This window comes from Aerosticca soli (assembly GCF_003967035.1).
Lineage (GTDB): Bacteria > Pseudomonadota > Gammaproteobacteria > Xanthomonadales > Rhodanobacteraceae > Aerosticca > Aerosticca soli.
In genome coordinates this window covers 2367955-2393461 of the sequence record NZ_AP018560.1, presented here as the reverse complement: position 1 = coordinate 2393461, position 25507 = coordinate 2367955, and the positions used below count along the sequence as shown (strand labels likewise).

The following is a 25507-nucleotide window of genomic DNA, read 5'->3' as shown; positions in this document are numbered from 1 at the left end:
CTCACGGGTAGGACACGGTGAAGGTGGCGGTCGCGCTCAAGGTGCCGGGGCCGACCGGCTGGCCCAGCGCGTAGTAGCGCGCATAGTAGGTGTAACTGTTGCGGCCCGTCGTCGTGGTGCCCAGCGTCTTGGCCGTGCCGAAGGTGATCGGCGCGTAGCTGGCATCGGTCAGTTGCACGCCCACATTGCGTGCGGTGCTGCCCGCGTTGACGTTGAGCACGCCGGGCAAGGTGCTCGAAGCCGTCGCGCTGTCGAACTGCAGCGCCAAACGCTGACCGCCGGCATAGCTGCCGCAGTCCAGCGCGATGGTGAAGGCGGTGGCACCGGCCACGGCGCCCGTATTCGCCAGCGCCGTCGTGCTGACGGGCGGCAGGGTGACGGCGATGTTCGGCGTGGCCACCGTGCAGGTCGGGGGCTTGAAGGTCACGCTATTGACGAGGTAGAAGTCCTCGGCCTCGACGTCGCCGAATCGCCAATGGGCAAAGCGGCCGGCTCGAATGGTGCCCCCGGCAGTGACGGTGCCGCCGAGATAAACGAATTCCAGTCGCGAAGGCACGCTCAAGGCATTCAAGTCGGGAAAAAAGCCCGCGCCGTATCGGTCGTTTGGCCCCAATATGAAGCTTTCATCCGGATGCAGGATGCGATAGCCGATGCCTGCCACGTTGGTGGTAAATACCTTTGGCACGCTCGACTGCCCGCCGATCTCATTGATCAGGCTGAGGGGGTCGTTGAATACGCAGGTGATGATCGAATTATTCGGCGCCGGGTTGGCCAAAGATGAACTGGCAATGGTGGAGCCCGGACTCCAATGGGGATCGATATTGATGACGGCGGGCATTTGAAAATCGACTCTTTCGGTCTTGCCGGGTGACAGGAGCGACCACCAGCAACCCGCCCACGCGCTGCGCGGCATCCACCCAAGCAGAATCACGAGCACCCACAGGGCGCAGGACCAGCGTTTCATAAAGCCTTCCCGGGAGCCGTTTCCATCACGCATTCGGTATCCAGTGTCTCGATGGCACGCGCCTCGCGGTGCTCGACCGGCGTGAGCCGATAAGCGAAACCGCATTGCATGGGCGAGGCCGAGTCGGAAGTCCAGCGCACCTTGAGCCGGCCGCCGGGATGGTTGAGGCGTGCCAGCGCGCGGCCGCCCTGGCCGATCACGCCGACCGGGCGGTCCTGCTCGTCGAGCACGTCGGCGCCGAAGGGCAGCGGGGCGCCGTCGCTGCGACGCAGCTTGAGGATCACGGTGCGTCCATAGCTGGTCGGGAACTTGAGCATGACCACGGCGCCGGCGTGCGGCGCGGTCTGCATGCTGGTGGCGTCCAGGCCGATGTCGAGCGGCAGACCCTTGGGGTCGAGCTGGACCACATTGCTCTGATAAGGGTTGAGATACGGGACCAGCGCATAGCCGTGGCGGTCGACTTGGGTGCCGGGCGAATTGAGCACGCGCGCGCCCTGCCCATGCTCGGCCTGCACGAGGCCGATGGTATCGCCCGCCGGCAGACCGAAGGTGACGCCGCCCGGATGCGCCACTACCGTGCCGCTGACGGCGAGCGATGCCTGCGAATAGCCGCTGCCGCCGCCCGCGCTGGCGTTGAATTGTGCGATCGGGCTGCGATAGCCGACATAGACCGAGCCGGCGTTGTCGCTGCCGCCGCCGGTGCCGCTGCCATTGTCGTGCGAGGCGGTGACGCCGTAGCTCAAGGCGTTGTCCTCGCCGAGTGTGCCGTTCAATGTGGCCTGGGCGAGGGCGTGGCCGTCGCTTTCGTGGGTGTAGTTGCCGCCCAGCGTGGGCGCATGGATGCCCGATCCCAGCGGCAGGGTGAAGCTCAGGAAGGCCTGCGTGCTCTTCTGGCCGAACACGCTGCGCGTGCGTGCAACCGACAGCGAGTAGTTGAGGCGCCCGAAGTGGTTGTTGTAGCCGGCTTGGAACTGCACGTCGGTGCCGCGCCGGTTCCAGTAGTCGATGGCCGAACCGGTCACGTACAGCGAGCCGCCGCGCGTGCCCAGCGGCTGGCTCAGGCTGAGGTCGAAGCGGCTGCGCTGGCGGTCGAGCCGGTTGGTATAGAGGCGGAAATTGTCGCTCGCGCCTTGCAGGGCGGCCTGTTGCGCCGGCGTGAGCACGGAGCCCGGGACTGTGAAGCCGGGCAGATTGGGATCGAGCCGCTGGGAATAGCCGCGGGCGAGGTCGCGCGCGGTCAGCGCATCGCGCAGGCCGAGATAGCCGCTGGTGGAATAGCGATAGGTGGCGATGCTGAGCGAGGTATTGGTGGCCGGCAGGATCTTGCTGAAGCTCACCCGCAGGCTCTGGCCCTGATCGCTACCCTGGCCGGGAATGCGGGTGCGGGCCTCGGTGAGATCGACCGCCCAGGCGCCCATCCGGGTATTGAATGCGCTGCCGAGTTCGACGGCCGCATAACCGTCGAGCGCGACGGCGCCGACATAACCGGTCCACAGGTTGGTGAAACCGCGCTGCAGCGTGCCCTGGGCGATCGCCGGGTGGCTGTGGATCGCGGTGTCGTGCAGCTCGCCGGCTACCACGGCGAAGCGGCTGATGCCGGGACGCAGCAGCTGCGGCACCGAGGCATAGGGCACGGCGAAGGTCCGTATGCGGCCGTCGGCCTCGGTCACGGTGACGTCCAGATCGCCGCCGTAGCCGGTGGGGTAGAGATCGCCGATGCTGAAAGGCCCGGGCGCGACGGTGGTCTCGTAGAGCACGATGCCGTTCTGGCGGATGGTCACCCGGGCATTGGTCTCGGCCACGCCACGCACCACCGGCGCATAGCCGCGCAGCGAATCGGGCAACATGCGGTCGTCCGTGGCCAGCTGCGCGCCGCGGATGCTGACGCTGTCGAACAGATCGCCGCCGGTGTAGGCATCGCCGAGGGTGATCTGCGCGCGCAGTGACGACAGGTCGCGGCGCACGTAGGTGTCCACGTTCTGCCAATGCTGCCGGGTCGGCCCTGCGCCGGTCTGGCGCAGGAAGGTCGAGTCGTGGCGCAGATGCCAGTCGCCCAGGTTGAGTCCGGCGTTCAGGCTGGCGAACAGGGCGTTCTGCGTGACGCCGCCGCTGTGCGAGCGGTAATCGTTGATGTCGTAATTGAGCAGGGCCGCGTTGACCCCGCGGTCCCAGTGCTCCGGGCTGACGTAGCCGCGGGCATGACCGCCCAGCAGCGCCTGCGGGACGCTGACGTCCAGGCGCAGATTGGGCTGGTCGAAGCTGGCGCTGGCGCCCGGCACCAGCTCGTCGATGGCGACACAGGCCTTGGGGTCGGCAAGACGCGCCTGGATGTCGGCCGGCCATTTGCGCTCGGCCCAGCCGATCTGGGCCAGCAGCGTGGCGTCCATGCACGGTTGTGCCGAGGCCTCGGGGGTGGGAGCGGCGAAGCGCACGTCGCCGCGGCCGACCCAGTTGCCATTGAGGAAGACGTCCAGCCGATAGAGGCCCGGCAGGACCATGTTGCCGCGTTCGAAGCGGGACAGATCCGTGGTGCCCTGGCCGGCGCCGGGCAGCATGCTGCGGTCGAAGCTCACCTCGGTGGCGCTGTCGTCCACCTTGTCGGCGGCCTGCACGGCCGGCGCGGCTACCGCCCCCGCCACCGCCAGGCCGTGCAGCAGCCGGCGTGGCAGCGTGGACGAAGACTTGCGACGGCGGCCGGACCGCGTCGCGCTCATGGCGTCAGCGTGGCCTTGAATGCGCGCGTGGCGCCGTAGTCATCGATGGCGGTATAGCTGACTTCGGCGCCCGTGGTCGGTGGCGAAGCCTGCGTCGTCTTGAGCGGCAGGCGCAAGTCGGAAAAGGGCGCCACCATGCCGGGCTCGGCTTCCCAGCGGGCGCCGCCGGCAGCGAGGCTCACCTCGGCCAGGGTGAGGTAGTACGGGGTCGGATTGTGCGCGACGAGTACATGGCCCGTACCGTCCCTGGCGAGCTGCCAGCGCAGCTGGCCGGGCGCCTCCAGCGGATTGCCGGGCAAACCGTCCGGCCGGTAAAAAAGCTTGAGGCGCGAACGCAGCGCCAGCTGCAGGACGTTCTGGCCGGCGGCCTGGGCGCCCGGCTTGGGCGGTACCTCGAGCACGTTGAGCCAGAACAGCGACTCGCGGTCGCTCGGCAGCGCGGCGCCGGTGAAGACGATGCGCAGGTTCTGCTCTTTCTTGGGTTCCATGCGAAAGAGCGGCGGCGTGATCAGAAACGGCACGTCGGTCGTTTCGGGCGTCGCGTGGGGGTCGCCATGGTCGATCCAGGCCTCGACCAGCACCGGATGATCGTTGTCGTTGGTCAGCCGTACGGTGACCTCACCGTCCTTGGCCGGAAACACCACGCGCGTGCCGCCGATGAGGACGTTGGCCTGGGCCAGCGTCCCCCACAGCATGCACAAGAGCAACCCGGCTGTACGAAGCAGGCTTTTGCAAGAAGACATGATTCCCCAATCCCCTCTCGGCCCGTTCCAAGCCGTGCGTTTTTCCGCGTCAGATGACGACGCGGGACCGGCTGTTGTCCCGGTCCCGCGCCTTTGCCAAAAGCTGAAAAACCAAGCTTATTGATAGGTCAGCGTGAAGTCGACGCTGGTGCTGACCGCACCGGCAGTGACGGGTGTCGTTGATGCGTAGTAACGGGCTTTGAGCGTGGTGGAGCCGCTGCCACTATTCAGGGGAACACTGGGTGCATTGGTGTTGTTGGAGAGGTTGATCGGGGTGGCCCCATTGACCAATTCGATCTCGATATTCGAGCCACCCGAGCTGGTGTTCTTAAGCTTGCCGTTCGAGGTGTCGATATTGGCCCCGCTGAAGGACATCTGCGCATTGGTGAGAAGCGAATCGCAGTTAGACAGCGCAATAGTGAAATTGGTATCGCCCGCCGTCGAGCCTGCTGCGGTGAATACACTCTTGTTGACCGGGGGTAAGACAACCGTGGCGCCGTTGTTGGTATTCACAGTGCACGTTTGGGCGATTACCTTGCCGCTGATATTGATCGTGCCATCCACGGCGGACGCCGTCTGCGGCATCAGGGCGGCCACGCCGAGGCCGGCGATCAGGGCGGCGGAAAGAAGGCTTTGCTTCATGCTCATGGGTGACGCTCTCCTCGTTCGAAGGTGGGTGCAGATCAACGCGTGTGCGCTCGGCCGATCTCCATCCCCGCGCCTTGGCCGTAGCGTTGCGCGAGATTTCGCCACAAGTGCCTGTGAAATGCAAACCACGTCACACTTTCTTGGCTCAAGCTTTCGACCGGGGCGACGAGTACGGCTCGGGGAAACAGGGTTGCGAGCCGGTTGGGACAAGCGGTGAGGGCGCGGCAAGTTGACGCCGTGCGGGTGAATCCTCGAGTGCGCCCTGCCTCGGGTTGCGGCCTGCGGGTGATGCCGCTTGCCGGCGGCCATTTCACGCCATCGCCACGGGCCGCTACGATCCGCTCCTGCCGCTCGCCTTCAGGATCGCCCCTGTTCAAGGGGACGGTCGAATCCCTCTTCTCGAACCGGAGCAGCCGGCGTGACCTTCCAGCGCAAGACCCGCATCGGCGTGGCCGTGGCGGTGGCCGTGGCGATCATCGCGGCCCACCGCGCCGGCCATCGCCACGATCGCGACGAGGCGCCGCCAGCGGCGCCGGCCCAGGCCTTGACGGCAGCCGCGAAGCCCGCGCCGCCGGCGACGTGGAAGCTCGGCTCCGTGACCCTGCACGCCTGCGAGCTGGCGCAGCCCAACAGCGGCCTCAGCGCGGCGGCGTGGTGCGCATCGTTCGGGGTGCCGGAGAACCGTGCCGACCCGCACGGCCGGCGCATCACGCTGAAGCTGGCGGTTGTGCGCTCGCAGGCGCAGGCGCCGGCCCGCGACATGCTGGTGTTGCTGGCCGGCGGTCCGGGACAGGCGGCGACCGAGGGCTGGCCGCCACTGGCGCCGGCGTTGAAAGATCTGCTCGCGCATCGCCACGTGCTGCTGCTCGACCAGCGCGGCACCGGCGGCTCGCATCCGCTGACCTGCCAGACGCCGGCCGCGACCGGGGAGGGCGCCGCGTTCGATCCGGCCAGGCTGCGCGAGGAAACCGTCGCCTGCCTGAAGGAGATCGAGGCCACCGCCGATCCGCGTCAGTACACCACCACGGCGGCGGTGGAGGATCTGGAAGCGGTGCGCCAGGCGCTCGGCGCGCCGACCTTCGATCTGCTGGGCATCTCCTACGGCACCCGCGTGGCGCAGCAGTACGCCATGCGCCATCCGCAGGGCGTGCGCTCGATCGTGCTCGATGGCGTGGTGCCGAACGAGCTGGTGCTGGGCCAGGACTTCGCGCGCAATCTGGAAGACGCACTCGAGGCGCAGTTCGCCCGCTGCAACGTCGAGGCGGGTTGCAAGGCGCGTTTCGGCGATCCCTACCAGACGCTCTACCAGTTGCGTGACGCGCTGCGCGCCAATCCGCACAAGGTCGGTTTTCGCGATCCGCAGACCTACCAGGGCGTGCAGCGCACCTTGAACGAAGGCTCGCTGGCCAGCGTGGTGCGCATGTTCGCCTATTCGCCGCTCACCGCCGCGCTGCTGCCGCTGTCGATCGACGCCGCCGCGCACGGCGACGTCGGCCCTCTGCTCGGCCAGGCCAAGCTGCTGGCGGGTGATCTGTCCGACACCATGAACGGCGGCATGCAGGCCTCGGTGATCTGCAGCGAGGATGCCGATCTGCTCGTGCCGCGGCCTGAGGATGCCGGCACCATCCTCGGCACGCGCATGCTCGATACGCTGCACGCGGTGTGCGCGGTGTGGCCCAAGGGGAGTCGTCCGGCCGACTTTCATCGACCGCTCGAAAGCGCCGTGCCGACGCTGCTGCTTTCGGGCCAGTACGATCCGGTGACGCCGCCGCGCTATGGCGAGGCCGTGCTCAAAGGGCTGTCGAACGCGCGTCACCTGGTGCTCAAGGGCCAGGGCCACAACGTGATCACCGCCGGCTGCGCGCCGCGGCTGGTCAAGACCTTCATCGAGGATCTTGTGCCGAAGACGCTCGATGCCGCGTGTCTGGACCGGTTGCAGGCCACGCCGCTGTTCATCGATTTCAACGGAGCCGCGCCATGATCGAGGTGATCGACCTCTGCAAGCGCTTCGGCGCGGTGAAGGCCGTCGACGGCGTCGGCTTCACCGCGCGCGACGGCGAGATCACCGGCCTGCTCGGGCCCAACGGCGCCGGCAAGACCACCACGCTGCGCATGCTCTACACGCTGATGACGCCCGAACGCGGCCAGGTGCGCGTGGACGGCATCGACGCCGCGCGCGATCCCTTGGCGGTGCGCCGGCGCCTGGGCGTGCTGCCGGATGCGCGCGGCCTGTACAAGCGCCTGACCGCGCGCGAGAACATCGACTACTTCGGCCGCCTGCATGGACTCGACGGCGCCGCGCTCGATGAGCGTCGCGAGGCGCTGATCGCCACGCTGGAAATGGGCGAGTTCGCCGCACGCCGCACCGAGGGTTTTTCGCAAGGGCAGCGGGTGAAGACGGCGATCGCCCGCGCGCTGGTGCACGACCCGCGCAACGTCATTCTCGACGAGCCGACCAACGGTCTGGACGTGATGGCCACGCGCGCGCTGCGCCGCTTCATGCGCGAGCTGAAGGACGAGGGGCGCTGCGTGCTGTTTTCCAGCCACATCATGCAGGAGGTCGCCGCGCTGTGCGATCGCATCGTGGTGATCGCGCACGGCCGCGTGGTCGCCGACGAAAGCCCGGACGCGCTGCGCGCGCAGACCGGCGAGGCCAATCTGGAGGACGCCTTCGTGCGCCTGATCGGCAGTGCCGAGGGGCTGGCCGCGTGAGCGCGCCGACACCGCCGGGTGCGCGCCGCGATGCCCGTTGCGCAGGCGCCGGCGCGCGCTTTGCCGCCCATTCCCCCTCTCCGGCAAGGTGATCCCGTGCATCCTGCATTCGTCGTCTATCTCAAGGAAGTGCGCGAGAACCTGCGCGATCGCCGCACGCTGACCAGTGCCTTCCTCACCGGCCCGCTGCTCACGCCGCTGTTGTTCGTCGTGCTGATCAACCTCGCCATCCACCAGCAACTGGAGAAGGCCGAGCGCCCGCTCAAGCTGCCGGTGATCGGCGCCTCGTATGCGCCCAACCTCGTCCGCGCGCTGGAAGCCGGCGGCATCGTGCCGCAGCCGCCGCTGGCCGATCCGGAGGCGGCGGTGCGCCGGCAGGACGTCGACCTGGTGCTGCGCATCGCGCCCGCCTATGCCGCCGCCTGGCGCAAGGGCGAGCCGGTGCAGGTGGAGCTGATCCACGACTCCTCGCAGCGCAACGCGGGCACCGCGGTCGAGCGCGTCAGTCGCCTGATCGAAACCTATGCGCGCCAGCAGGGCGCGATGCGACTGGTCGCGCGCGGTCTATCGCCCACGCTCGCCGCGCCGGTGCAGGTGGCCGACCGCGACCAGGCCACCGCGCAGTCGCGCGCGGTGCTGATGTTCAACATGCTGCCGTATCTGTTCGTGCTCACGCTGTTCATCGGCGGCATGTACCTGGCGATCGACCTCACCGCCGGCGAACGCGAACGGCAGTCGCTGGAGCCGCTGTTCATCAACCCGGTGCCGCGCGGGCAGATCTTTCTCGGCAAGCTGGCGGCGATCTGCACCTTCTCGGCGGCGAGTCTGGCGATCAGCCTGCTCGCCTTCGGCATGGTCGGCCGCTTCATGCCGGCCGAGCGGCTGGGCATGGAGATCGACCTCGGCCCCGGCTTCGCCCTGCGCGTGCTCGTGCTGCAACTGCCGATGATCGTGCTGCTGGCGGCGCTGCAGTCGCTGGTCGCGGCCTTCGCGCGCAGCTATCGCGAGGCGCAGACCTATCTCTCGCTGCTGATGCTGTTGCCGATCCTGCCGAGCGTGCTGCTGATGGTGCTGCCGTTCAAGCCGCAGGCGTGGATGTATGCCGTGCCGCTGCTGGGCCAGCATCTGGGCATCCTGGATCTGGTGCGCGGCGATGGCCTGGGCCTGTTGCCGCTGTCGGCCTGTCTGGCCGGCACCGCCTTCGTCGCGCTGCTCGCGGTCGCCGCGACCTTGCGCCTCTATCGCAGCGAGCGGCTGGCGATTTCCGCCTGAAGGCGCCAAGGCGCCGCGCGTTCACGGCGCGGCGGTCTCCATCCAGCGGGCCACCGCCTGCGGGTGTTCCAGATGCAGATGGTGGCCGCCGTCCATGTGCGTGAGGCGCACGCGCGGCACGCAGGCGGCGCGCTCGCGCATCAGCGCCTCGGGCAGATAAGGGCTGGCCGGCCGCGCCAGCAGCACGTCGGTGGGCGCCGCGATGCCGGCGAGCAGCGCGCGCACCTGCGATTCGGCGAGGCGGATCGGGGTCGGCAGCAGCAGGCGCGGGTCGCTGCGCCAGGCCCAGCCGTCGGCCTCCGCGCGCAGGCCGCGCTCGACGATGGGCCGCGCCAGGTCCGCACGCAGCCCGGTGGCCACGCTGCGCGTGCGCACCGCCTGGTCCAGGTCGCGGAACAGCCGCAGCGGCTTGCGCTCGGTGGTGGCGGCGAGCGCCTGGCGAAAGCGCTTCAGCGTGTCGCCCTCGTCGGCCAGCGGCCCCAGGCTTTCGATCAGCCACAGCCGCGTCACCCGCTCAGGCAGCGCGGCGGCGAGCAGGCTGGCCACGCCGGCGCCCATCGAATGGCCGAGCACGGCGCAGCGTTCGATGCCGAGCGCGGTCAGCGCGTCGCGCACCGCATAGACGTAATCGGTGAACGGATAGCCGGCCGGGCCCGGCGGCAGATGATCGGCATGGCCGTGGCCGGGCAGGTCCAGCGCGATCACGCGGAACTGCCGCGCCAGCAGCGGGGCGAGGTGGGCGAAGCTGCCGGCATTGTCCAGCCAGCCATGCAGGGCGACGAGCGCCGGCGCCTGCGCATCGCCCCAGACTTGCGCGGCCAGACGCAGGTGGGGCAGCGTCAGGCTGAGCTCGGTGGCGGCGGTCACGCCGGCGCTTCCGCGGACCGGACGGCCCGGCCGTCGAAACCCGGCCAGCCCTGCAAGTGGCGCAGCGCCAGGGCGCACAGCTGGTCGACCTGGGCCGGATCGTCGTTGAGGGCGGGGATGTAGCGCAGATCCTCGCCGCCGGCTTCGAGAAAGAACTCGCGGTTCTGCATGGCGATTTCCTCCAGCGTTTCCAGGCAATCCACCGCGAAGCCGGGGCAGGCCACGTCCAGGCGGCGCACGCCGCGCGCGGCCAGTGCCCGCACGGTGGCGTCGGTGTAGGGCGAAAGCCAGGGCTCGCGGCCCACGCGCGACTGGAAGCTGAGGACCAGCGCGTCCTCGGCGAGCCCGAGCCGTTCCCGCAGGCGCCGGGCGGTGGCCAGGCACTGGTCGCGGTACGGGTCGCCGGCGCGCACGTAGCGCTCGGGAATGCCGTGGAAGGACAGCAGCAGCTTCTCGCCGCGGCCGTGCCGCTGCCACCAGCGCTCGATGTGCCCGGCCAGGGCCTCGATGTGTGCCGGATCGTCGTGGTAATCGTTGATGGTGCGCAGTTCCGGCGGCCAGCGCAGGCGCTGCATCGCCGCGGCCACTGCGTCGAGCACCGAGCCGGTGGAGGTGGCCGAATACTGCGGATAGAGCGGCAGCACCAGGAGCCGGCGCACGCCCTCGCGGACCAGTCGCTCGATGGTCGGGACGACCGCCGGCTGGCCGTAGCGCATCGCCAGTGCCACGCGCACCGCGCCCGGCCGGCGGCGGTCGAGGGCGTTCTGCAGCGCGGCGGCCAGGGCCTCGCTGCCGACGCGCAGCGGCGAGCCTTGCGGCGTCCAGATCCGTGCATAGGCCTGTGCCGAGCGGCGTGGCCGCACGCGCAGGATCACCCCGTGCAGGATCGGCCACCACAGCCAGCGGGGATAATCGATCACGCGCGGATCACCCAGGAACTCGGCGAGGTACGGGCGCACCGCCGCCGCGGTCGGTGCCTCGGGCGTGCCGAGGTTCACCAGCAGCAAGCCAGTCTGAATGGCAGCGGCGGCGGGATCGGACAGTGCGCCGGCGTGGCCGGTATAGTGCGTCGGGTCGGACATCGGAAAATAGTGCGGCATCGCTCAAAGCCTTCCGAGTCTGCCACATCGCCGCGTCGGCGCGGACTTCCCGGCATGCGGGCGCGTGGCATGCTTTCCGGTCCATTCGAACACCCCAAGGCGGAGCCCTACCTTGAATCTCAAGATGCCCAAGTCGCTCAAACTGCCGTATTGGCTGCTGTGCAGCCTGTTGCTGCTGCCGACGCTGGCCCGCGCGGCCGATCCGCTCGAGCGGGCGCGCGAGGCGGTGCGGGTGCTCAACGAGATCATGCAGGCGCCGGACCGGTCGATCCCGCAGGACCTGCTGCGCGAGGCCAAGGCCATCGCGGTCATCCCCAACGTGGTCAAGGCCGGTTTCGTGCTCGGCGGGCGCTACGGCCAGGGCCTGGTCTCGGTGAAGGGCGCCGACGGCACCTGGTCCAACCCGAGCTTCATCAGCCTGACCGGCGGCAGCTTCGGCTTCCAGGCCGGGGTGTCCTCGACCGACGTGATCTTGGTCTTCCGCACCCAGCGCGGCGTGGATGGCATCGTCAACGGCAAGTTCACCCTGGGCGGCGACGCCTCGGTGGCCGCCGGACCGGTCGGCCGCACCGCCGCCGCGGCCACCGACGGCCAGCTCAAGGCGGAGATCTATTCCTACTCGCGCTCGCGCGGGCTGTTCGCCGGCGTCGCCCTGGACGGCTCGGTGCTGAACATCGACGATGACGCCAACGCCGCCGTCTACGGCGCCGGCATCACCCCGCGGCGCATCTTCGAGGGCGGCGTGCGCAACGTTCCGGCGGCGGTGGTGGATTTCCGCGACCGTCTGGAGGAATACACGGCGCGCTGAGTTTTCCTGCGGCGCATCGCTTTGATCTGGCGAGGTACAAGTTCATGAGCATCTGGCATCTCATCCTGCTGCTGCTGGTGGTGGTCGTCGTCTTCGGCACCGGCAAGCTGCGCAACATCGGTTCGGATCTCGGTTCGGCGATCCGCGAGTTCAAGAAAGGCCTGGGCGAGCACGAGGAACCGCGCCGCGACGCCGAGCGCGACCGCTTGCACGCCGAGCCGCCGCCGACCGACACCGCCGAGGCCGCGCGACGCGAGCAGGAGCGCGAGCGCGACTCCAAGCCTTGAGACGGGCACGCGCGACGCGGCGATGATCGAGATCAGTTTCACCAAGCTGTTGCTGCTCGCGGTGGTCGCGCTGATCGTGCTCGGCCCGGAAAAACTGCCCGAGGTCGCGCGCACCGCCGGGGCCGTGTTGCGCCGGCTGCGGCAAAGCTGGGAAGGCGTGCGCGCCGAGGTGGAGCGCGAACTCGAGGTGGAGGAACTGCGCCGCGCCGCGCGCCAGGCCGCGGCCGAGATCGACGCCGCGCAGGCCCGGCTGGACGCCGCCACCCGCGCCGCGCAGCAGGCCGCCGCCGAGGTGCGCGAGGCGACCGCCGCCGCGCAGGCGGCCACGGCGTCCGCATCGCCCACCACGCCCCGCGACGAGGCGCCTGCGATCGGCGCCGGCGGTCATGACGCCGCGGATGAGGCAGGTCATGGCGACCGAGCCTGAATCCCTGCCCGAACAGGGCCTGATCTCGCATCTCATCGAGTTGCGCTCGCGCCTGCTCAAGGCCTGCGCCAGCGTGCTGGTGGTGCTGCTGGCGCTGGTCCCGTTCGCCAACCGGCTCTATGCGGAGCTGGCCAGGCCGCTGGTGGCGCGCCTGCCGGCCGGGGCGCATCTCATCGCCACCGAGGTCGCCGGCACCTTCGTCACGCCGCTCAAGCTGGCCTTCTACGCCGCGCTGTTCATCAGCATGCCGATGGTGCTTTACCAGCTGTGGGCCTTCATCAGCCCCGGCCTTTACAAGCACGAGAAGCGGCTGGCGCGGCCGCTCTTGATCGCCGCGCTGGCGCTGTTCTATCTCGGTTGTGCGTTCGCCTATTTCCTGGTGCTGCCGGCGGCGTTCCGTTTCCTCATCGCGACAAAGCCGCCGGGCGTGGAGATGATGACCGACATCGGCCATTACCTCGACTTCGTGATGCTGATGTTCTTCGCCTTCGGGCTGTGCTTCGAGGTGCCGGTGGTGGTGGTGGTGCTGGCCGCGCTGGGCGTGGTCGATCACGCCCAGCTGCGCCGCGGCCGCCGTTACGCCATCGTCGGTGCCTTTGCCATCGCCGCCTTCATCACCCCGCCGGACATCACCTCGATGATCATGCTGGCGGTGCCGATGTGCCTGCTCTACGAGATCGGCGTGCTTGCGGTGCGCTGGCTGCTGCCCAGGCGGACGCCCGCCACGCAGGGGTGACCGGCGGGAGAAGCCGCGCGCGCCGCCGGGCGCCCGGGCCGTGATGCGGGCAAACTTCCGGACGCCATGCCGTGCGTGGTTCAGCTGCCGTGGTTTTGACCCCGCTTGCCCGCGCCAAAGCGAAGGAGACCACCGGCCCGACGGCCGGCAGTCCTGGCGAGCACGCATCTTTCGCCGCCTTGTTGTTGCCGCCGCCCAGGTGAGCGACCAGGCCGGCCGCTGGGCCTGGCGGGCACCGGGCGCGTGGAGGCCGCGCCGTGTCGTGGCGCGGCCGCGTCAAGGCCTCAGTGCGCGGAAGAAGCCCCCGTGCGGGCCAGGGTGATCGCCTTGAGCACGTTGAGCGCCTGCGACAGCGCGTAGTCCTCGGTGGCGAGCTTGGCGTTCTCGGCGCTGCCGTCGTTGTCGATGTCCTTGCCGGTGCCGGCCTTCTCGTTGGCGAGGTGATGCTCGAGATCGGCTTCGGAGGTGATCAGCGTGGCCGGGCTGTCCGCCTTGTTGACGGCGAGGTCGGCGAGCGCGATGTCGGGCTTGATGCCCTCGGCCTGGATCGAGGTGCCGCTCGGCGTGTAGTAGCGCGCGGTGGTGAGCTTGACCGCATGGTCGGCATCCAGCGGCAGCACGGTCTGCACCACGCCCTTGCCGAACGTGCGCCGGCCCATGATCAGCGCGCGGCGGTTGTCCTTGAGCGCGCCGGCGACGATCTCGGCCGCCGAGGCGGTGCCGTTGTCGACCAGCACCACGATCGGCGCCCCCTTGAGCAGGTCGCCCGGGTGGGCGGAAAACTGCATGTTGGCGTCCTGCAGGCGGCCGCGGGTGGTGACGATGGTGCCCGCATCGAGGAAGGCATCGCTGACCGCCACCGCGGCGGTGAGCAGGCCGCCGGGATTGGAGCGCAGGTCCAGGATCGCCCCCTTGGGCGGGCCGTTCTTCTTGACGTAGTCGGCGAGTTTCCTTTCCAGGTCGTCGGCGGTGTCTTCCTGGAACTGGCTGAGGCGGATGTAGACATAGCCCGGCTCCAGCGCGCGGAGCTTCACGCTGGCCAGCGAGATCTTCTCGCGCACCAGGGAATAGTCGACCGGTTTGTTGCCGTTCTCGTGCACGATGGTCAGGGTGACCTTGGTGCCCGGCTCACCGCGCAGTCGCTTGAACATGTCGTCGAGGTTGTCCGCGTCCACCGGGCGGCCGTCGATCTTGATGATGGTGTCGCCGGGCTTGATGCCGGCGCGCGAGGCGGGCGTGTCGTCGATCGGCGCGATCACGCGCAAGGTGCCGTCGACCTCCATCACTTCGATGCCGAGGCCGCTGTACTGGCCGGTGGTGTCCTCGTTGAGCTGCTCCAGACCCTCCTTGTCCAGATAGGCACTGTGCGGGTCCAGGCCGCTCAGCATGCCGCTGATCGCGGCGTTCATCAGTGTTTTGTTGTCCACCGGCTCGACATAGGCCTGGCGGATCACCTCGTAGACGCGGCTGAAGTTGCGGATGTCATCCAGGCTGATGCGGTCGGCGGCGGCGGTGGAGGCGGCCGTGGCGGGCGCGCTGCCGGCTGTCGCGGGCAGGTCCTGGCCATGCAGCACCGGCGCGGCCGTGAGCAGAAGGCACAGGCCGCAAGTCAAAAGACGCATGGGAAACTCCCTGGAAATGGCAGCCGGCCGACCGCGCGGCCGGCCTTGGAAGGCAAGACTGGGCAAGCCGAAGGGCATCAATGCAGGCGGGCCAGCCAGGTTCGGGGATCGACCGGCTGGCCGTTGTGGCGCAGCTCGAAATACACGCCGGTGTTCTCGCCGAGCGGCGCGGCGGCGGTGCCCACGACCTGCCCGGCATCGACCTGGGCGCCGACTGCGTGCAGCAGCGTTTCGTTGTTGCCGTACATGCTCATCCAGCCGTCGCCGTGGTTGACGATCAGCAGCATGCCATAGCCGCGCAGGAAGGCGGCATAGACCACCCGGCCGCGCGCCACCGCACGCACTTCGCTGCCGGCCGGGGCGCGGATCAGCACGCCGTTGCCGTAGCGGTTGACCGGCCCGGCCGCAGGCCAGGGCAGGTTGCCGCGGATATTGGCCAGGCCCTTGCCGGGAGGCACCGGCGCGCTCTGCGCCCGGCGCGCCGCCTCGCGTTCGGCCTCGTCGATGGCGCGCTGGAGCTTGGCGAGCAGCGCGTCCAGGGCCTGCTCGTTCTGCTTGAGCGCGGCGAGCCGTTCGGCTTGGGTGCGGTACTGGGCATCCGCCTCGGCGGCCAGTCGCTGCTGCGCCGCGCGCTGGGCGGCGAGCGCCTGTGCCTGCCGCTCGCGTTCGGCGCGGCTGGCGATGAGCGCCTGCCGCTCGGCATCGATGGCCTCGGCCAGGTGCTGCATTCGGTCGAGGTCGTCCATCAAGGCTTGCACGCGTTCGGCGTGGTCGCGCTGCAGATAGGCGGCGTAGGTGAGCAGGCGTGCGCCGCGCATGGGGTCGTCGGTGCCGAGCAGCAGGGCCAGCTCCGGCGTCCGGGCCTGCGCGTAGCTGGCGCGCAGCAGCGCGGCGATCGCCTCGCGCCGCGCCGCCAGACGGGACTGAAGCTCGCTGCGCTGCTGTTCGAGCGCGTCGAGCTGGCGCTGGCGCTCGGCCAGCGCCGCGTCGGTCTCGCGCAAGGCGCCGGCGGCGGCCGCCAGCGCCGCCGCCTGCCGGGCCAGCGCGGCATTCAGGCTGTCGCGGCGCGCCGCCGTCTCGGCCTGTTCGCGGCTCAGGGCTTCCATCTTGCGGTGCAGCTCGCTCAGCTCCCGTTGCGCCGCGGCCTGCGCCTTGCGGCTGTCCTGGGCCGCGGCTGCGGGCGCGAGCAGGGCCAGGACCAGCAGCAGGGCGGCGCCGGGACGGCGGTCGGAAGCGGCGGCGGGAAAGGACGGCATGGGGCGATTATCGCCTCAGCGTCCGCGCGGCGGCGAGGTGCCGCGCCGGAAAGGGCCGGACACCGCGGCCCGCGGGGCTTTGTATTCGGCCAGACGGGCTGCTTGGGGTTTGGACGTCCAGATGGCCATCTCAAGACCCTTTGACGCGACGCAGCAGGTGTGCTTTAGTCGGATCGGCCATGGGTGGAAGGTAAGAACGCGCCGCATGGTTCGCGCGCCGCGCATTCGCCAAACGTTCTTGCCATTCCTTGGGAGGAACCGCCCCATGGCCGCCACGCCAGGTGCACGCACGCTTTACGACCCCGCCTTCGAGCACGACAGCTGCGGCTTCGGCCTGATCGCGCAGATCGACGGCCGCGCCAGCGCGGCGCTGGTCGATACCGCGTTCTCGGCGCTGGCCAAGCTTTCCCATCGCGGCGGCGTCAATGCCGACGGCATCAGCGGCGACGGCTGCGGCGTGCTGATCCGCCGGCCCACGCGCTGGTTGCGCGCGCTGGCCGCCGAGGCCGGCATCGTGCCCGCGCCGCGTTTCGCCGCCGGGCTGGTGTTCCTCGATCCGGCCGGCGACGACCGTGCCGCGCACGTGCTGGAAGCCGAGCTCGCCGCGCAGGGGCTGGTGGTGGCCGGCTGGCGCGAGGTGGCGGTGAACCTCGCCGCCTGCGGGCCGCTCGCCGCCGCGGCCTGTCCGCGCGTGCGCCAGGTGTTCGTCGATGCGCCGGGCGGCATGGACGAGGCGCGCTTCGAGCGCTCCCTGTTCCGTGCGCGCCGACGCGCCGAACTGACCCTGGCGAACGACCCGCACTTCTACGTGGTCAGCCTGTCTTGCCAGGTGATCGGCTACAAGGCGATGGCCGCGCCCGGCCATCTACGCGAAGTGTTCGCCGATTTGCGCCACCCGCTGCTCGAGAGCGATGCGGTGGTGTTCCACCAGCGTTTTTCCACCAACACCCAGCCGCAGTGGCGGCTGGCGCAGCCGTTCCGCCTGCTCGCGCACAACGGCGAGATCAACACCATCCGCGCCAACCGCAGCTGGATGCGCGCGCGCGAGGCGATCTGGCGCTCGCCGCTGCTCGAGCTGGCCGACATCGGCCCGTTCGTGCGCCAGCAGGGCTCGGATTCGGAAAGCCTGGACAACGCGCTGGAACTGCTGCTGGTCGGCGGCCTGGATCTGCCGGCGGCGATGCGCATCCTGGTGCCGCCGGCCTATGCCGCGCGCGAGGACATCGACGAGGATCTGGCCGCCTTCTATGAGTACTACGCGCTGCACACCGAGCCGTGGGATGGCCCTGCGGGCCTGGTGATGTGCGACGGCCGCTACGCCGCCTGTACGCTGGACCGCAACGGCCTCAGGCCCGCGCGCTGGGCGCTGTCGGACGACAACCACCTGCTGGTGGCTTCCGAGGCCGGGCTGTGGGACGTGCCGGCCGCGCGCACCGTCGCCAAGGGCCGGCTCGGGCCCGGGCAGATGATCGCGGTGGATTTCGCCGAGGCGAAATTGCTGCGCGATGCCGAGATCGACGCCATCAACCGCCGCCGCGCGCCGTTCCGCGAATGGCTGCGCGCGGGGGTGCAGTATCTGGAACAGGACCTCATCGACCCCAGCCTCGCCGCCGAGCCGCTGCCCACCGACGAGCTGCGCCGTTACCAGAAGCTCTACGGCCTCACCCGCGAGGAGCGCGAGAGCGTGCTCAAGGTGCTGGCCGAGACCGAGGCCGAGGCCACCGGCTCGATGGGCGACGACACCCCGATGGCGGTGCTGTCGCGCCAAGTTCGCCCGCTGTTCGACCGCTTCCGCGAGGCCTTCGCGCAGGTCACCAATCCGCCGATCGACCCCCTGCGCGAGCACCTGGTGATGTCGCTGGTCACCCAGATCGGCCGCGAGGGCAACGTGTTCGCGCTCGGGCCCGAAAACGCGCGGCAGATCCTGCTCAACTCGCCGGTGCTCTCGCAGCGCAAGCTGCGGCAGCTCCTGGGCCTGCCGCAGTATCTCAACGCGACCGTGCGCATCGACCTGCAGTACGCCGCCGAGGAAGGCCTGGAAAAGGCGCTCAGGCGTTTCTGCCGCGAGGCCGAGCAGGGCGTGCGCGATGGCGCCGAGATCGTCTTCCTCACCGACCGCTATCCGCGCCGCGACACCCTGCCGGCCCATGCGCTGCTGGCCACCGGCGCGATCCACGCGCACCTCATCGAGCGCGGCCTGCGCTGCCAGTGCAACCTGATCGTGGAGACCGCCACTGCGCGCGATCCGCACCAGTTCGCCTGCCTGATCGGCTTCGGCGCCACCGCTGTGTATCCGTGGCTGGCCTACCAGAGCCTGTTCGAGCTCGGTCGCGAGGGCAAGCTCAAGGCCGGCGAGGGCACGCTCGCCGAGATCGGCCGCAGCTACCGGCGCGGCGTGCGCAAGGGACTTTTGAAGATCCTCTCCAAGATGGGCATCTCGACCATCGCCGGCTATCGTGGTGCGCAGTTGTTCGAGATCGTCGGGCTGGCGCCCGAAGTCGTCGCGCTGTGCTTTCCCGGCACGCCCTCGCGGATCGGCGGCGCGGGTTTCGCCGAACTCGAGGCCGATGCGCGCGTGCTCGCCGCCGAGGCCTGGGACGAGGCGCGTCCGCTCACCGCCGGCGGCCTGTACAAGTACGTCCACGGCGGCGAGTACCACATGTACAACCCCGACGTGATCGCCACTTTGCAAAAAGCGGTGCGCAGCGGCGATCCGGCCGATTACCGCGCCTACGCCGAGGCGGTGGACCGCCGTCCGCCGTCGGCGTTGCGCGACCTGCTCGACATCGAGCCGCTCGGCCCGCCGCTGCCGCTGTCCGAGGTCGAGCCGGTCGAGGCGATCCTGCGGCGCTTCGATTCGGCCGGCATGTCGCTCGGCGCGCTCTCGCCCGAGGCGCACGAGGCGCTGGCGATCGCCATGAACCGGCTCGGCGCGCGCAGCAATTCCGGCGAGGGCGGCGAGGACCCGGCCCGCTACGGCACCGAGCGCATGTCCAAGATCAAGCAGGTCGCCTCCGGCCGCTTCGGCGTGACGCCGGCGTATCTGGTCAACGCCGAGGTGCTGCAGATCAAGATCGCGCAGGGCGCCAAGCCCGGCGAGGGCGGCCAGCTGCCCGGCCACAAGGTCGACGCGACCATCGCGCGGCTGCGCTACGCCAAGCCCGGCATCGGCCTGATCTCGCCGCCGCCGCATCACGACATCTACTCGATCGAGGATCTGGCCCAGCTCATCCACGACTTGAAGGAGATCAACCCCGAGGCGCTGGTCTCGGTCAAGCTGGTCAGCCACGCCGGCGTGGGCACGGTGGCCGCGGGCGTGGTCAAGGCCGGCGCGGATCTCATCACCGTCAGCGGCCACGACGGCGGCACCGGCGCCAGTCCGCTCACTTCGATCAAGTACGCCGGCGCGCCGTGGGAACTGGGCCTGGCCGAGACCCAGCAGACCCTGCGCCGCAACGATCTGCGCGGGCGCGTGCGTTTGCAGACCGACGGCGGCCTCAAGACCGGCCTGGACGTGATCAAGGCCGCGCTGCTCGGCGCGGAGAGCTTCGGCTTCGGCACCGGGCCGATGGTGGCGCTGGGCTGCAAGTACCTGCGCATCTGCCACCTCAACAACTGCGCCACCGGCGTGGCCACCCAGCACGAGGTGCTGCGCAAGGAGCACTTCATCGGCCTGCCGGAAATGGTGATGAACTACTTCCGCTTCGTCGCCGAGGACGTGCGCGAACACCTGGCCCGGCTCGGCGCGCGCTCGCTCGCCGAGCTCATCGGCCGCGCCGAACTCTTGCGCCAGAAGCCGGGGCAAACGCCCGCGCAGCGTCGCCTCGACCTGCGTCCGCTGATCACGCCCGACGGCCTGGGCACACAGGTGGAGCTGGCCTGCGCGATGGCGCGCAACCCGATGCGCGACCCGGCCGCGCTCGCCAGCCGCATCGCCGCCGACACCGCGCAGGCGGTCGCGCAGGGCAGCGGCGGGCGCTTCGACTACCGCATCGTCAACACCGACCGCGCGATCGGCGCGCGGCTGTCCGGCGAAGTCGCGCGGCGCTGGGGCGACACCGGCATGGAAACGCCGATCGTCTTGCGACTGGAAGGCGCGGCCGGACAGAGCCTGGGCGCGTGGAATGCCGGCGGCGTGCACATCGAACTCGTCGGCGAGGCCAACGACGGCGTCGGCAAGGGCATGGCCGGCGGCCGCATCGTGGTGCGCCCGCCGGCCGATGCGCGCTACGCGACGCACGAGGCGGCCATCATCGGCAACACCTGCCTGTACGGCGCCACCGGCGGAGAGCTGTTCGCCGCCGGCTGCGCGGGCGAGCGCTTCGCGGTGCGCAATTCCGGCGCGCTGGCGGTGGTGGAAGGCGCGGGCGACCACTGCTGCGAATACATGACCGGCGGCGTGGTCGCCGTGCTCGGCAAGGTCGGCCTCAACTTCGGCGCCGGCATGACCGGCGGCTTCGCCTACGTGCTCGACCTCGACCGCGACTTTGTCGACCGCTACAACCACGAGCTGGTCGACATCGTGCGCATCAGCCCGGAAGGCATGGAGCATCACATGCAGCACCTGCGCAATCTGATCGCGCGGCATATCGAACTCACCGGCAGCGTCTGGGCGCAGCGCCTGCTCGCCGATTTCCGCGGGCTTTTGCAGCGCTTCTGGCTGGTCAAACCCAAGGCCGCGAGCCTGCGCGCGCTCGCCGAGGAATTGCGGAGGGCGGCATGAGCGACAAGTTGTTCCAGTTCCTGGAAGTGCCGCGGCGCACGCCGCGCAGCGTGCCGGTGGCGATCCGCGTGCTCGGCTACGGCGAGATCGCCGGCGACTTCACCGCGGCGGAAGGCGCGACCCAGGCCGGGCGCTGCATCGACTGCGGCAACCCGTATTGCGAGCACGCCTGTCCGGTGCACAACTACATCCCGAACTGGCTGAAGCTGGTGCAGGAGAACCGCCTGTTCGAGGCCGCCGCGCTGATGCACGAGACCAACCCGCTGCCGGAGATCTGCGGCCGCGTGTGCCCGCAGGATCGCCTGTGCGAGGGCGCCTGCACGCTCGAGCAGGGCAACTTCGGCGCGGTGACCATCGGCAGCATCGAACGCTGGGTGGTGGACGAGGCCTTCCGCCAGGGCTGGCGGCCGGACCTTTCCGCCGTGCGCGAGAGCGGCCATCGCGTCGCGGTGGTCGGCGCCGGTCCCGCGGGGCTGGCCTGCGCCGACCGCCTGCGCCGCGCCGGCATCGCGGTGGACGTCTACGATCGCCAGCGCGAGATCGGCGGCCTGCTCACCTTCGGCATTCCCGCGTTCAAGCTCGACAAGCAGGTGGTGCGCACGCGCCGCGCGGTGCTCGAAGGCATGGGCGTCGTCTTCCGCCTCGGCGTCGAGGTCGGCCGCGACCTGCCGTTCGATGCATTGCTGGAAGGCTACGACGCGGTGTTCGTCGGCACCGGTGCCTACACCTACGTCGACGGCCGCCTGCCCGGGCGCGAGCTCGATGGCGTGCACGACGCGCTGCCGTTCCTGATCGCCAACATCGAGCGCCTGCTCGACGATGCGCCGCCACCGCCGATGCTCGACTTGAAGGGCAAGCACGTGGTGGTGCTGGGCGGCGGCGACACCGGCATGGACTGCAACCGCACCGCGATTCGCCTCGGCGCCGCCACGGTCACCTGCGTGTATCGCCGCGACGAGGCCAGCATGCCCGGCTCCGCGCGCGAGGTCGGCTACAGCCGCGAGGAGGGCGTGCAGTTCCTGTTCAACCGCCAGCCGCTCGCGCTGCTCGGAAAGGATGGCCGCATCGGCGCGGTGCGCGTGGTCGCCACCGAGCTGCACGACGACGGCAGCGGCCGGCTCGCACCGCGCAATGTGCCGGGCAGCGAGGAGGAGATTCCCGCCGACGTGGTGATCCAGGCTTTCGGTTTCCGGCCCAGCCCGCCGGCCTGGTGCGCGCGCTTGGGCATCGAGCTCGATGCCAGTGGGCGCATCCGCGTCGGTGGCGCCGGGCGCCTGCCGTTCCAGACTGGCCACCCGCGCGTGTTTGCCGGCGGCGACGACGTGCGTGGCGCCGATCTGGTGGTGCGCGCCGTGCATGACGGCCGCGAGGCGGCCGCTTCGATCGCGCGGATGTTGCAGCGGATCGAGGCGCCTGCGCCCGCCCACGCCTGATGTCCTGCGTCCCGCGAGGCCAGGCGCGAAAGCCCAAGAAGGCCGCGTCCTGTCGGATCGGGACGACGCGCAGCGCTGCCACGGATGGCAGAGCCATCTTTCATAGAGGACGCGTGGTCAGTGGCAGTATCCAGCATGAAGCTGCCGTCCTCCTGATGCGGATCGCTCCCGCACGATGGATGGTGCGGACCGCCTTGCACCCGCGGACCCGCTGACCGACGAGGTCATGCTGCGGCACGCATGGTTGACGCCCCCCCCGGGTGCACCCATCCCATGCGCGAGGCACTACCCTTCAGTTTTTTTCGATGCGCTTTGCGTTGCGTCATGACCGCGTGCCGGAAGTGCCTGCGGATGGCGCGTCAGCCGCCGCGACTGATCGCGCCCGGGTCGGTGCCGCGATGTCCAATTCAGCACAGGGGGAAAGACATGCAAACGCCGACGCTGGTTTTTCGTGGGGTCGAATATCGGCACCGATGGTCGAGGCATGGCCAGAACGAATTCACCCCGCAGGGGCAGGAGGATCTCGCCACGTGGCGCGACATGCTGACGCTGGACGTTTACGAGTCGGTGGCCGATGGCGACCGCCTTGCCCAGCTGGCGAACAAGATCCTTGAAAACTACCAGGGCACCGGCAAGGTGCTGCGTACCGATACCAGGCCGTCGACAGCCGGCGGCAAGCCCGAGCATCTCATCGTCGCCGTGCTTTTCGGTGCCGGCTTTCTCGAGGCCGCGTTTGCCAGGTTGCGTCTGAGCGATGGTGTCGGTACCGTCATCGTGTACTCCCATCGCGTATATGGCGAGTCCGGCGGCCAGGCGATGGGCGATTGGCTGAAGGCCAACGGTCCGCAGGTCGAGCTCGACTTGATGGCACTCACGGCCCTGCCTGCCCCCGCCGTGCTCGAAAGCTTGCCGCAGAGCCTTTGAGCGGGATCCTTCGCTGCATCGACGAAGGCGCCCGACACCGCGCCCCTTGCTGCAACCGTCTGCACGCCGGCGGCATCTTGGTCTTACGAGACCGGGCATGTCGTCCGGTAAAGGTGCAGGTTCATGGACAGTCTGGTGGAGATCCTCGCGATCGTGATGGTGTTCGGCATGCCGGTGGCGATCTACGCGCTCAACGTGTGGTATCGCCTGCGCCGGCAGCGCCAGCGCAACGAAGTCATCGTCACGCTCGCCGAACACGGCCAGCCGGTGGCGCCCGAACTGCTGGTCGAGCCGGTGCCGCCCCACGCCGACCTGCGTCGCGGGGTGATCTGGACGATGGTCGGGCTGGGCATCCTGGGGCTGGCCGCCTTCGAGCAGGACCTGGACATGGCCGGTATCGGCGGCATTCCGCTGTTGATCGGTGTCGGTTATCTCGTCCTGCACTGGCTGGGCGGCAGGTCGCGTACCGAGGCCGGCGGCCAGTGATGCCGGCACGATGACGCCGGACGATGTTGTGCTGGTGGCGCGTGCGCAGGCCGGTGACGATCGCCGCGCCTTCGCCGAACTGGTGCGTCGCCACCAGGGGCGCGTGCGTGCGCTGCTGCGCCGTCTCTGCCGGGAAGATGCCGCGCTGGCCGACGATCTCGCCCAGGACGCCTTCGTGCAGGCCTGGCGCGCGTTGCCGACCTTTCGTGCCGAGGCTTCCTTCGCCGGCTGGATGCAGCGCATCGCCTACAACCGGTTCCTGATGCACGTGCGCGCCACCCGTGCGCCGGCAGCACGCACGCTGCCGATGGATGCCACGCCCGAGCTGCCCGCCGAGGCGCCCTCGCCGGCCGCGCTGGCGGAGGCCGCCGTCGCCGGCGCCGAGGTGCGGCGCGCGCTGGACGTGCTCTCGCCGGCGGAAAGGATGGCCATCGTGCAGTGCTACTATCTCGGCCACAGTCACGAGCAGGCCGCCGCGGCGATGGGTTGCCCGGTGGGCACGGTCAAGTCGCACATCTTTCGCGCGCGCGGCAAGTTGAAACTCGCCCTGGCCGCGTGGGCGCCGCTGACGACGGGTGAACCATGAATCGCAATGACCCCTCGCGCACGGACGACGATCGCTGGCTGGATGCCCTCTTGGCCGCTGATGCGCGCGCCGCCGCCACCGATCTTCCCGACCAGGGCTTTTCCGCCCGCGTCGTCGCCGCCCTGCCCGCGCGCAGGACGCGTCGTCGCCTGGCCTGGCTGCCGGTGGCGCTGGGCCTGCTCGCCACGCTTGCCCTGCTGGCCTGGCTTGGCCCGCAGGGCCTCACCGCCGCCCTCGCGCCGTTTCTCGCCGACCTCGGCCAGGCCGGGCCGCTGGCCTGGCTGAAGACCATCGCGCCCTTGCTCGCGGTCGCGCTGGCGCTGGGCACCGCCGCCGCGCAGGCCGGCGAGCTGCGTTGACGTCGCGGTATCTCGGCATGCGAGGTCTGCGCGGACCCTCCCGCCGGCATGAACGGCGAACGCCCGCATGTGCCTGATCGCCTTGGCCTGGAAGGCCCATCCGCGCTGGCGGCTGGTGCTGGCCGGCAACCGCGACGAGTTCCATGCCCGGCCGAGCGCGCCGCTGGCGCGCTGGGGGGAGGTGCCGATCATCGCCGGTCGCGACCTGGAGGCCGGCGGCACCTGGCTCGGCGTCACCGACGCAGGCCGCTGCGCGGCGGTGACCAATGTGCGCGACCCGCGCGATCCACAGCACGGCGTTTCGCGCGGTCTGCTCGCCAGCGAGTTCCTTGGCGGACGGCTCGGCGCGCGTGAGCACGCACGAGGTCTGCGCGAGCGCGCCGCCGATTACCGCCCGTTCAACCTGCTGCTTTTCGATGCGCGCGACGGCGTCTATCTCGGCAATCGCCCGCAGCCGGGCCTGCAGGACATCACGCCCGGCATCCATGGCCTCTCCAATGCCGACTTCAATACGCCCTGGCCCAAGACGCGGCGTCTGATGCGGCACCTCGAGGACTGGATCGCCGGCGGTGGCGATGAGGATTTCGCGCCGCTCTTCACCGCCTTGGCCGACGAATGGCGACCGCCGGACGAGGACCTGCCCGACACCGGCGTGGGTCTCGAGCGCGAACGGCTGCTGTCGAGTGCTTTCATCCGCGGCGAACATTACGGCACGCGCGCGAGCACGGTGGTGGCCATCGCCCACGCCGGCGGCGGGCGCATCGTCGAGCGGCGTTTCGGTCCGCAGGGGCGGTTCGCGGGCGAGACCGCGCTTGCTTTCTAAAACCGCGGCGAGCGCGG

21 protein-coding genes and 1 pseudogene are annotated in these 25507 nt (G+C 69.9%); 14 read left to right on the top strand and 8 right to left on the bottom strand.

Going from position 1 to position 25507, the window contains the following annotated elements:
• Position 1: 1 nt before the first annotated feature.
• From ALSL_RS11170 to ALSL_RS13585, 4 genes are all read right to left on the bottom strand, one after another.
• Positions 2-964 (bottom strand): fimbrial protein, encoded by a 963-nt coding sequence (locus tag ALSL_RS11170; protein WP_161970956.1) that lies wholly within the window; start codon positions 962-964, stop codon positions 2-4.
• Positions 961-3678 (bottom strand): fimbria/pilus outer membrane usher protein, encoded by a 2718-nt coding sequence (locus ALSL_RS11165; protein WP_126539186.1) that lies wholly within the window; start codon positions 3676-3678, stop codon positions 961-963. The genes ALSL_RS11170 and ALSL_RS11165 overlap by 4 nt, the downstream gene beginning before the upstream one ends.
• Positions 3675-4373: a fimbrial biogenesis chaperone gene (locus tag ALSL_RS11160; RefSeq protein ID WP_231700216.1), complete on the bottom strand. Its 699-nt coding sequence runs from the start codon at positions 4371-4373 to the stop codon at positions 3675-3677. Before ALSL_RS11160 ends, ALSL_RS11165 begins: the two co-directional genes overlap by 4 nt.
• Positions 4374-4538: 165 nt before the next feature.
• Positions 4539-5069, bottom strand: coding sequence for a fimbrial protein (locus ALSL_RS13585; protein WP_161970955.1), 531 nt, complete (start codon positions 5067-5069; stop codon positions 4539-4541).
• Positions 5070-5487: 418 nt separating this feature from the next.
• Here ALSL_RS13585 and ALSL_RS11150 point away from each other — a divergent pair, with 418 nt between their 5' ends.
• The 3 genes from ALSL_RS11150 (at position 5488) to ALSL_RS11140 (ending at position 9053) form a co-directional block, all read left to right on the top strand.
• Positions 5488-7050, top strand: coding sequence for an alpha/beta hydrolase (locus tag ALSL_RS11150; protein ID WP_231700215.1), 1563 nt, complete (start codon positions 5488-5490; stop codon positions 7048-7050).
• Positions 7047-7781 carry an ABC transporter ATP-binding protein gene (locus ALSL_RS11145; RefSeq protein WP_126539180.1) on the top strand — a complete coding sequence of 245 codons (735 nt, stop codon included), beginning with the start codon at positions 7047-7049 and terminating at the stop codon, positions 7779-7781. Before ALSL_RS11150 ends, ALSL_RS11145 begins: the two co-directional genes overlap by 4 nt.
• Positions 7782-7877: 96 nt before the next feature.
• Complete coding sequence (locus ALSL_RS11140) at positions 7878-9053, top strand: ABC transporter permease (RefSeq protein ID WP_231700214.1); 1176 nt, start codon at positions 7878-7880, stop codon at positions 9051-9053.
• A 21-nt stretch (positions 9054-9074) separates the two neighbouring features.
• Here ALSL_RS11140 and ALSL_RS11135 read toward each other — a convergent pair whose 3' ends face one another.
• Both ALSL_RS11135 and hemH read right to left on the bottom strand, forming a co-directional pair.
• Positions 9075-9920, bottom strand: coding sequence for an alpha/beta fold hydrolase (locus ALSL_RS11135; RefSeq protein ID WP_126539176.1), 846 nt, complete (start codon positions 9918-9920; stop codon positions 9075-9077).
• Positions 9917-11002, bottom strand: a complete 1086-nt coding sequence (gene hemH, locus ALSL_RS11130; protein WP_126540233.1) for a ferrochelatase — start codon at positions 11000-11002, stop codon at positions 9917-9919. The genes ALSL_RS11135 and hemH overlap by 4 nt, the downstream gene beginning before the upstream one ends.
• Before the next feature lie 142 nt (positions 11003-11144).
• Between hemH and ALSL_RS11125 the strand changes: the two are divergent.
• From ALSL_RS11125 to tatC, 4 genes and pseudogenes are all read left to right on the top strand, one after another.
• A pseudogene (locus ALSL_RS11125) lies at positions 11145-11825 on the top strand (lipid-binding SYLF domain-containing protein); the annotation flags it as partial.
• A gap of 47 nt (positions 11826-11872) precedes the next feature.
• Positions 11873-12115 (top strand): twin-arginine translocase TatA/TatE family subunit, encoded by a 243-nt coding sequence (gene tatA, locus ALSL_RS11120; RefSeq protein WP_126539174.1) that lies wholly within the window; start codon positions 11873-11875, stop codon positions 12113-12115.
• Between the two features lie 22 nt (positions 12116-12137).
• Positions 12138-12542, top strand: a complete 405-nt coding sequence (gene tatB, locus ALSL_RS11115; protein ID WP_126539172.1) for a Sec-independent protein translocase protein TatB — start codon at positions 12138-12140, stop codon at positions 12540-12542.
• A complete protein-coding gene (gene tatC, locus ALSL_RS11110; RefSeq protein ID WP_126539170.1) occupies positions 12526-13278 on the top strand; it encodes a twin-arginine translocase subunit TatC in 753 nt (250 codons plus the stop codon). The genes tatB and tatC overlap by 17 nt, the downstream gene beginning before the upstream one ends.
• A 284-nt stretch (positions 13279-13562) precedes the next feature.
• On the opposite strand, the gene ALSL_RS11105 is transcribed toward tatC, so the two are convergent.
• Together ALSL_RS11105 and ALSL_RS11100 are read right to left on the bottom strand one after the other, a co-directional pair.
• Positions 13563-14900 (bottom strand): S41 family peptidase, encoded by a 1338-nt coding sequence (locus tag ALSL_RS11105; protein ID WP_126539168.1) that lies wholly within the window; start codon positions 14898-14900, stop codon positions 13563-13565.
• A gap of 77 nt (positions 14901-14977) precedes the next feature.
• The gene (locus ALSL_RS11100; protein WP_126539166.1) at positions 14978-16156 is read right to left on the bottom strand and encodes a murein hydrolase activator EnvC family protein; all 1179 of its coding nucleotides are present in this window, start codon (positions 16154-16156) and stop codon (positions 14978-14980) included.
• Positions 16157-16421: 265 nt separating this feature from the next.
• Here ALSL_RS11100 and gltB point away from each other — a divergent pair, with 265 nt between their 5' ends.
• From gltB to ALSL_RS11065, 7 genes are all read left to right on the top strand, one after another.
• The gene (gene gltB / locus ALSL_RS11095; protein WP_126539164.1) at positions 16422-20879 is read left to right on the top strand and encodes a glutamate synthase large subunit; all 4458 of its coding nucleotides are present in this window, start codon (positions 16422-16424) and stop codon (positions 20877-20879) included.
• Positions 20876-22312, top strand: a complete 1437-nt coding sequence (locus tag ALSL_RS11090) for a glutamate synthase subunit beta (protein ID WP_126539162.1) — start codon at positions 20876-20878, stop codon at positions 22310-22312. The genes gltB and ALSL_RS11090 overlap by 4 nt, the downstream gene beginning before the upstream one ends.
• 540 nt (positions 22313-22852) lie before the next feature.
• Positions 22853-23236 (top strand): hypothetical protein, encoded by a 384-nt coding sequence (locus ALSL_RS11085; RefSeq protein WP_126539160.1) that lies wholly within the window; start codon positions 22853-22855, stop codon positions 23234-23236.
• A gap of 123 nt (positions 23237-23359) precedes the next feature.
• Complete coding sequence (locus ALSL_RS11080; RefSeq protein ID WP_126539159.1) at positions 23360-23722, top strand: DUF6249 domain-containing protein; 363 nt, start codon at positions 23360-23362, stop codon at positions 23720-23722.
• 10 nt (positions 23723-23732) lie between these two features.
• Positions 23733-24308: a sigma-70 family RNA polymerase sigma factor gene (locus ALSL_RS11075; protein WP_126539157.1), complete on the top strand. Its 576-nt coding sequence runs from the start codon at positions 23733-23735 to the stop codon at positions 24306-24308.
• Positions 24305-24667 carry a hypothetical protein gene (locus tag ALSL_RS11070; protein WP_126539155.1) on the top strand — a complete coding sequence of 121 codons (363 nt, stop codon included), beginning with the start codon at positions 24305-24307 and terminating at the stop codon, positions 24665-24667. Before ALSL_RS11075 ends, ALSL_RS11070 begins: the two co-directional genes overlap by 4 nt.
• A gap of 67 nt (positions 24668-24734) precedes the next feature.
• Positions 24735-25490: an NRDE family protein gene (locus ALSL_RS11065; RefSeq protein ID WP_126539153.1), complete on the top strand. Its 756-nt coding sequence runs from the start codon at positions 24735-24737 to the stop codon at positions 25488-25490.
• The last annotated feature ends 17 nt before the right edge of the window (positions 25491-25507 follow it).

Coding starts and splice junctions, on each gene's coding strand:
- ALSL_RS11105 (WP_126539168.1), bottom strand. CDS start 14,900: ATGCGTCTTTTGACTTGCGGCCTGTGCCTTCTGCTCACGGCCGCGCCG.
- ALSL_RS13585 (WP_161970955.1), bottom strand. CDS start 5,069: ATGAGCATGAAGCAAAGCCTTCTTTCCGCCGCCCTGATCGCCGGCCTC.
- tatB (WP_126539172.1), top strand. CDS start 12,138: ATGATCGAGATCAGTTTCACCAAGCTGTTGCTGCTCGCGGTGGTCGCG.
- ALSL_RS11065 (WP_126539153.1), top strand. CDS start 24,735: ATGTGCCTGATCGCCTTGGCCTGGAAGGCCCATCCGCGCTGGCGGCTG.
- ALSL_RS11170 (WP_161970956.1), bottom strand. CDS start 964: ATGAAACGCTGGTCCTGCGCCCTGTGGGTGCTCGTGATTCTGCTTGGG.
- gltB (WP_126539164.1), top strand. CDS start 16,422: ATGGCCGCCACGCCAGGTGCACGCACGCTTTACGACCCCGCCTTCGAG.
- ALSL_RS11085 (WP_126539160.1), top strand. CDS start 22,853: ATGCTGACGCTGGACGTTTACGAGTCGGTGGCCGATGGCGACCGCCTT.
- ALSL_RS11165 (WP_126539186.1), bottom strand. CDS start 3,678: ATGAGCGCGACGCGGTCCGGCCGCCGTCGCAAGTCTTCGTCCACGCTG.
- tatA (WP_126539174.1), top strand. CDS start 11,873: ATGAGCATCTGGCATCTCATCCTGCTGCTGCTGGTGGTGGTCGTCGTC.
- tatC (WP_126539170.1), top strand. CDS start 12,526: ATGGCGACCGAGCCTGAATCCCTGCCCGAACAGGGCCTGATCTCGCAT.
- ALSL_RS11100 (WP_126539166.1), bottom strand. CDS start 16,156: ATGCCGTCCTTTCCCGCCGCCGCTTCCGACCGCCGTCCCGGCGCCGCC.
- hemH (WP_126540233.1), bottom strand. CDS start 11,002: ATGTCCGACCCGACGCACTATACCGGCCACGCCGGCGCACTGTCCGAT.
- ALSL_RS11075 (WP_126539157.1), top strand. CDS start 23,733: ATGACGCCGGACGATGTTGTGCTGGTGGCGCGTGCGCAGGCCGGTGAC.
- ALSL_RS11080 (WP_126539159.1), top strand. CDS start 23,360: ATGGACAGTCTGGTGGAGATCCTCGCGATCGTGATGGTGTTCGGCATG.
- ALSL_RS11160 (WP_231700216.1), bottom strand. CDS start 4,373: ATGCTGTGGGGGACGCTGGCCCAGGCCAACGTCCTCATCGGCGGCACG.
- ALSL_RS11070 (WP_126539155.1), top strand. CDS start 24,305: ATGAATCGCAATGACCCCTCGCGCACGGACGACGATCGCTGGCTGGAT.
- ALSL_RS11145 (WP_126539180.1), top strand. CDS start 7,047: ATGATCGAGGTGATCGACCTCTGCAAGCGCTTCGGCGCGGTGAAGGCC.
- ALSL_RS11090 (WP_126539162.1), top strand. CDS start 20,876: ATGAGCGACAAGTTGTTCCAGTTCCTGGAAGTGCCGCGGCGCACGCCG.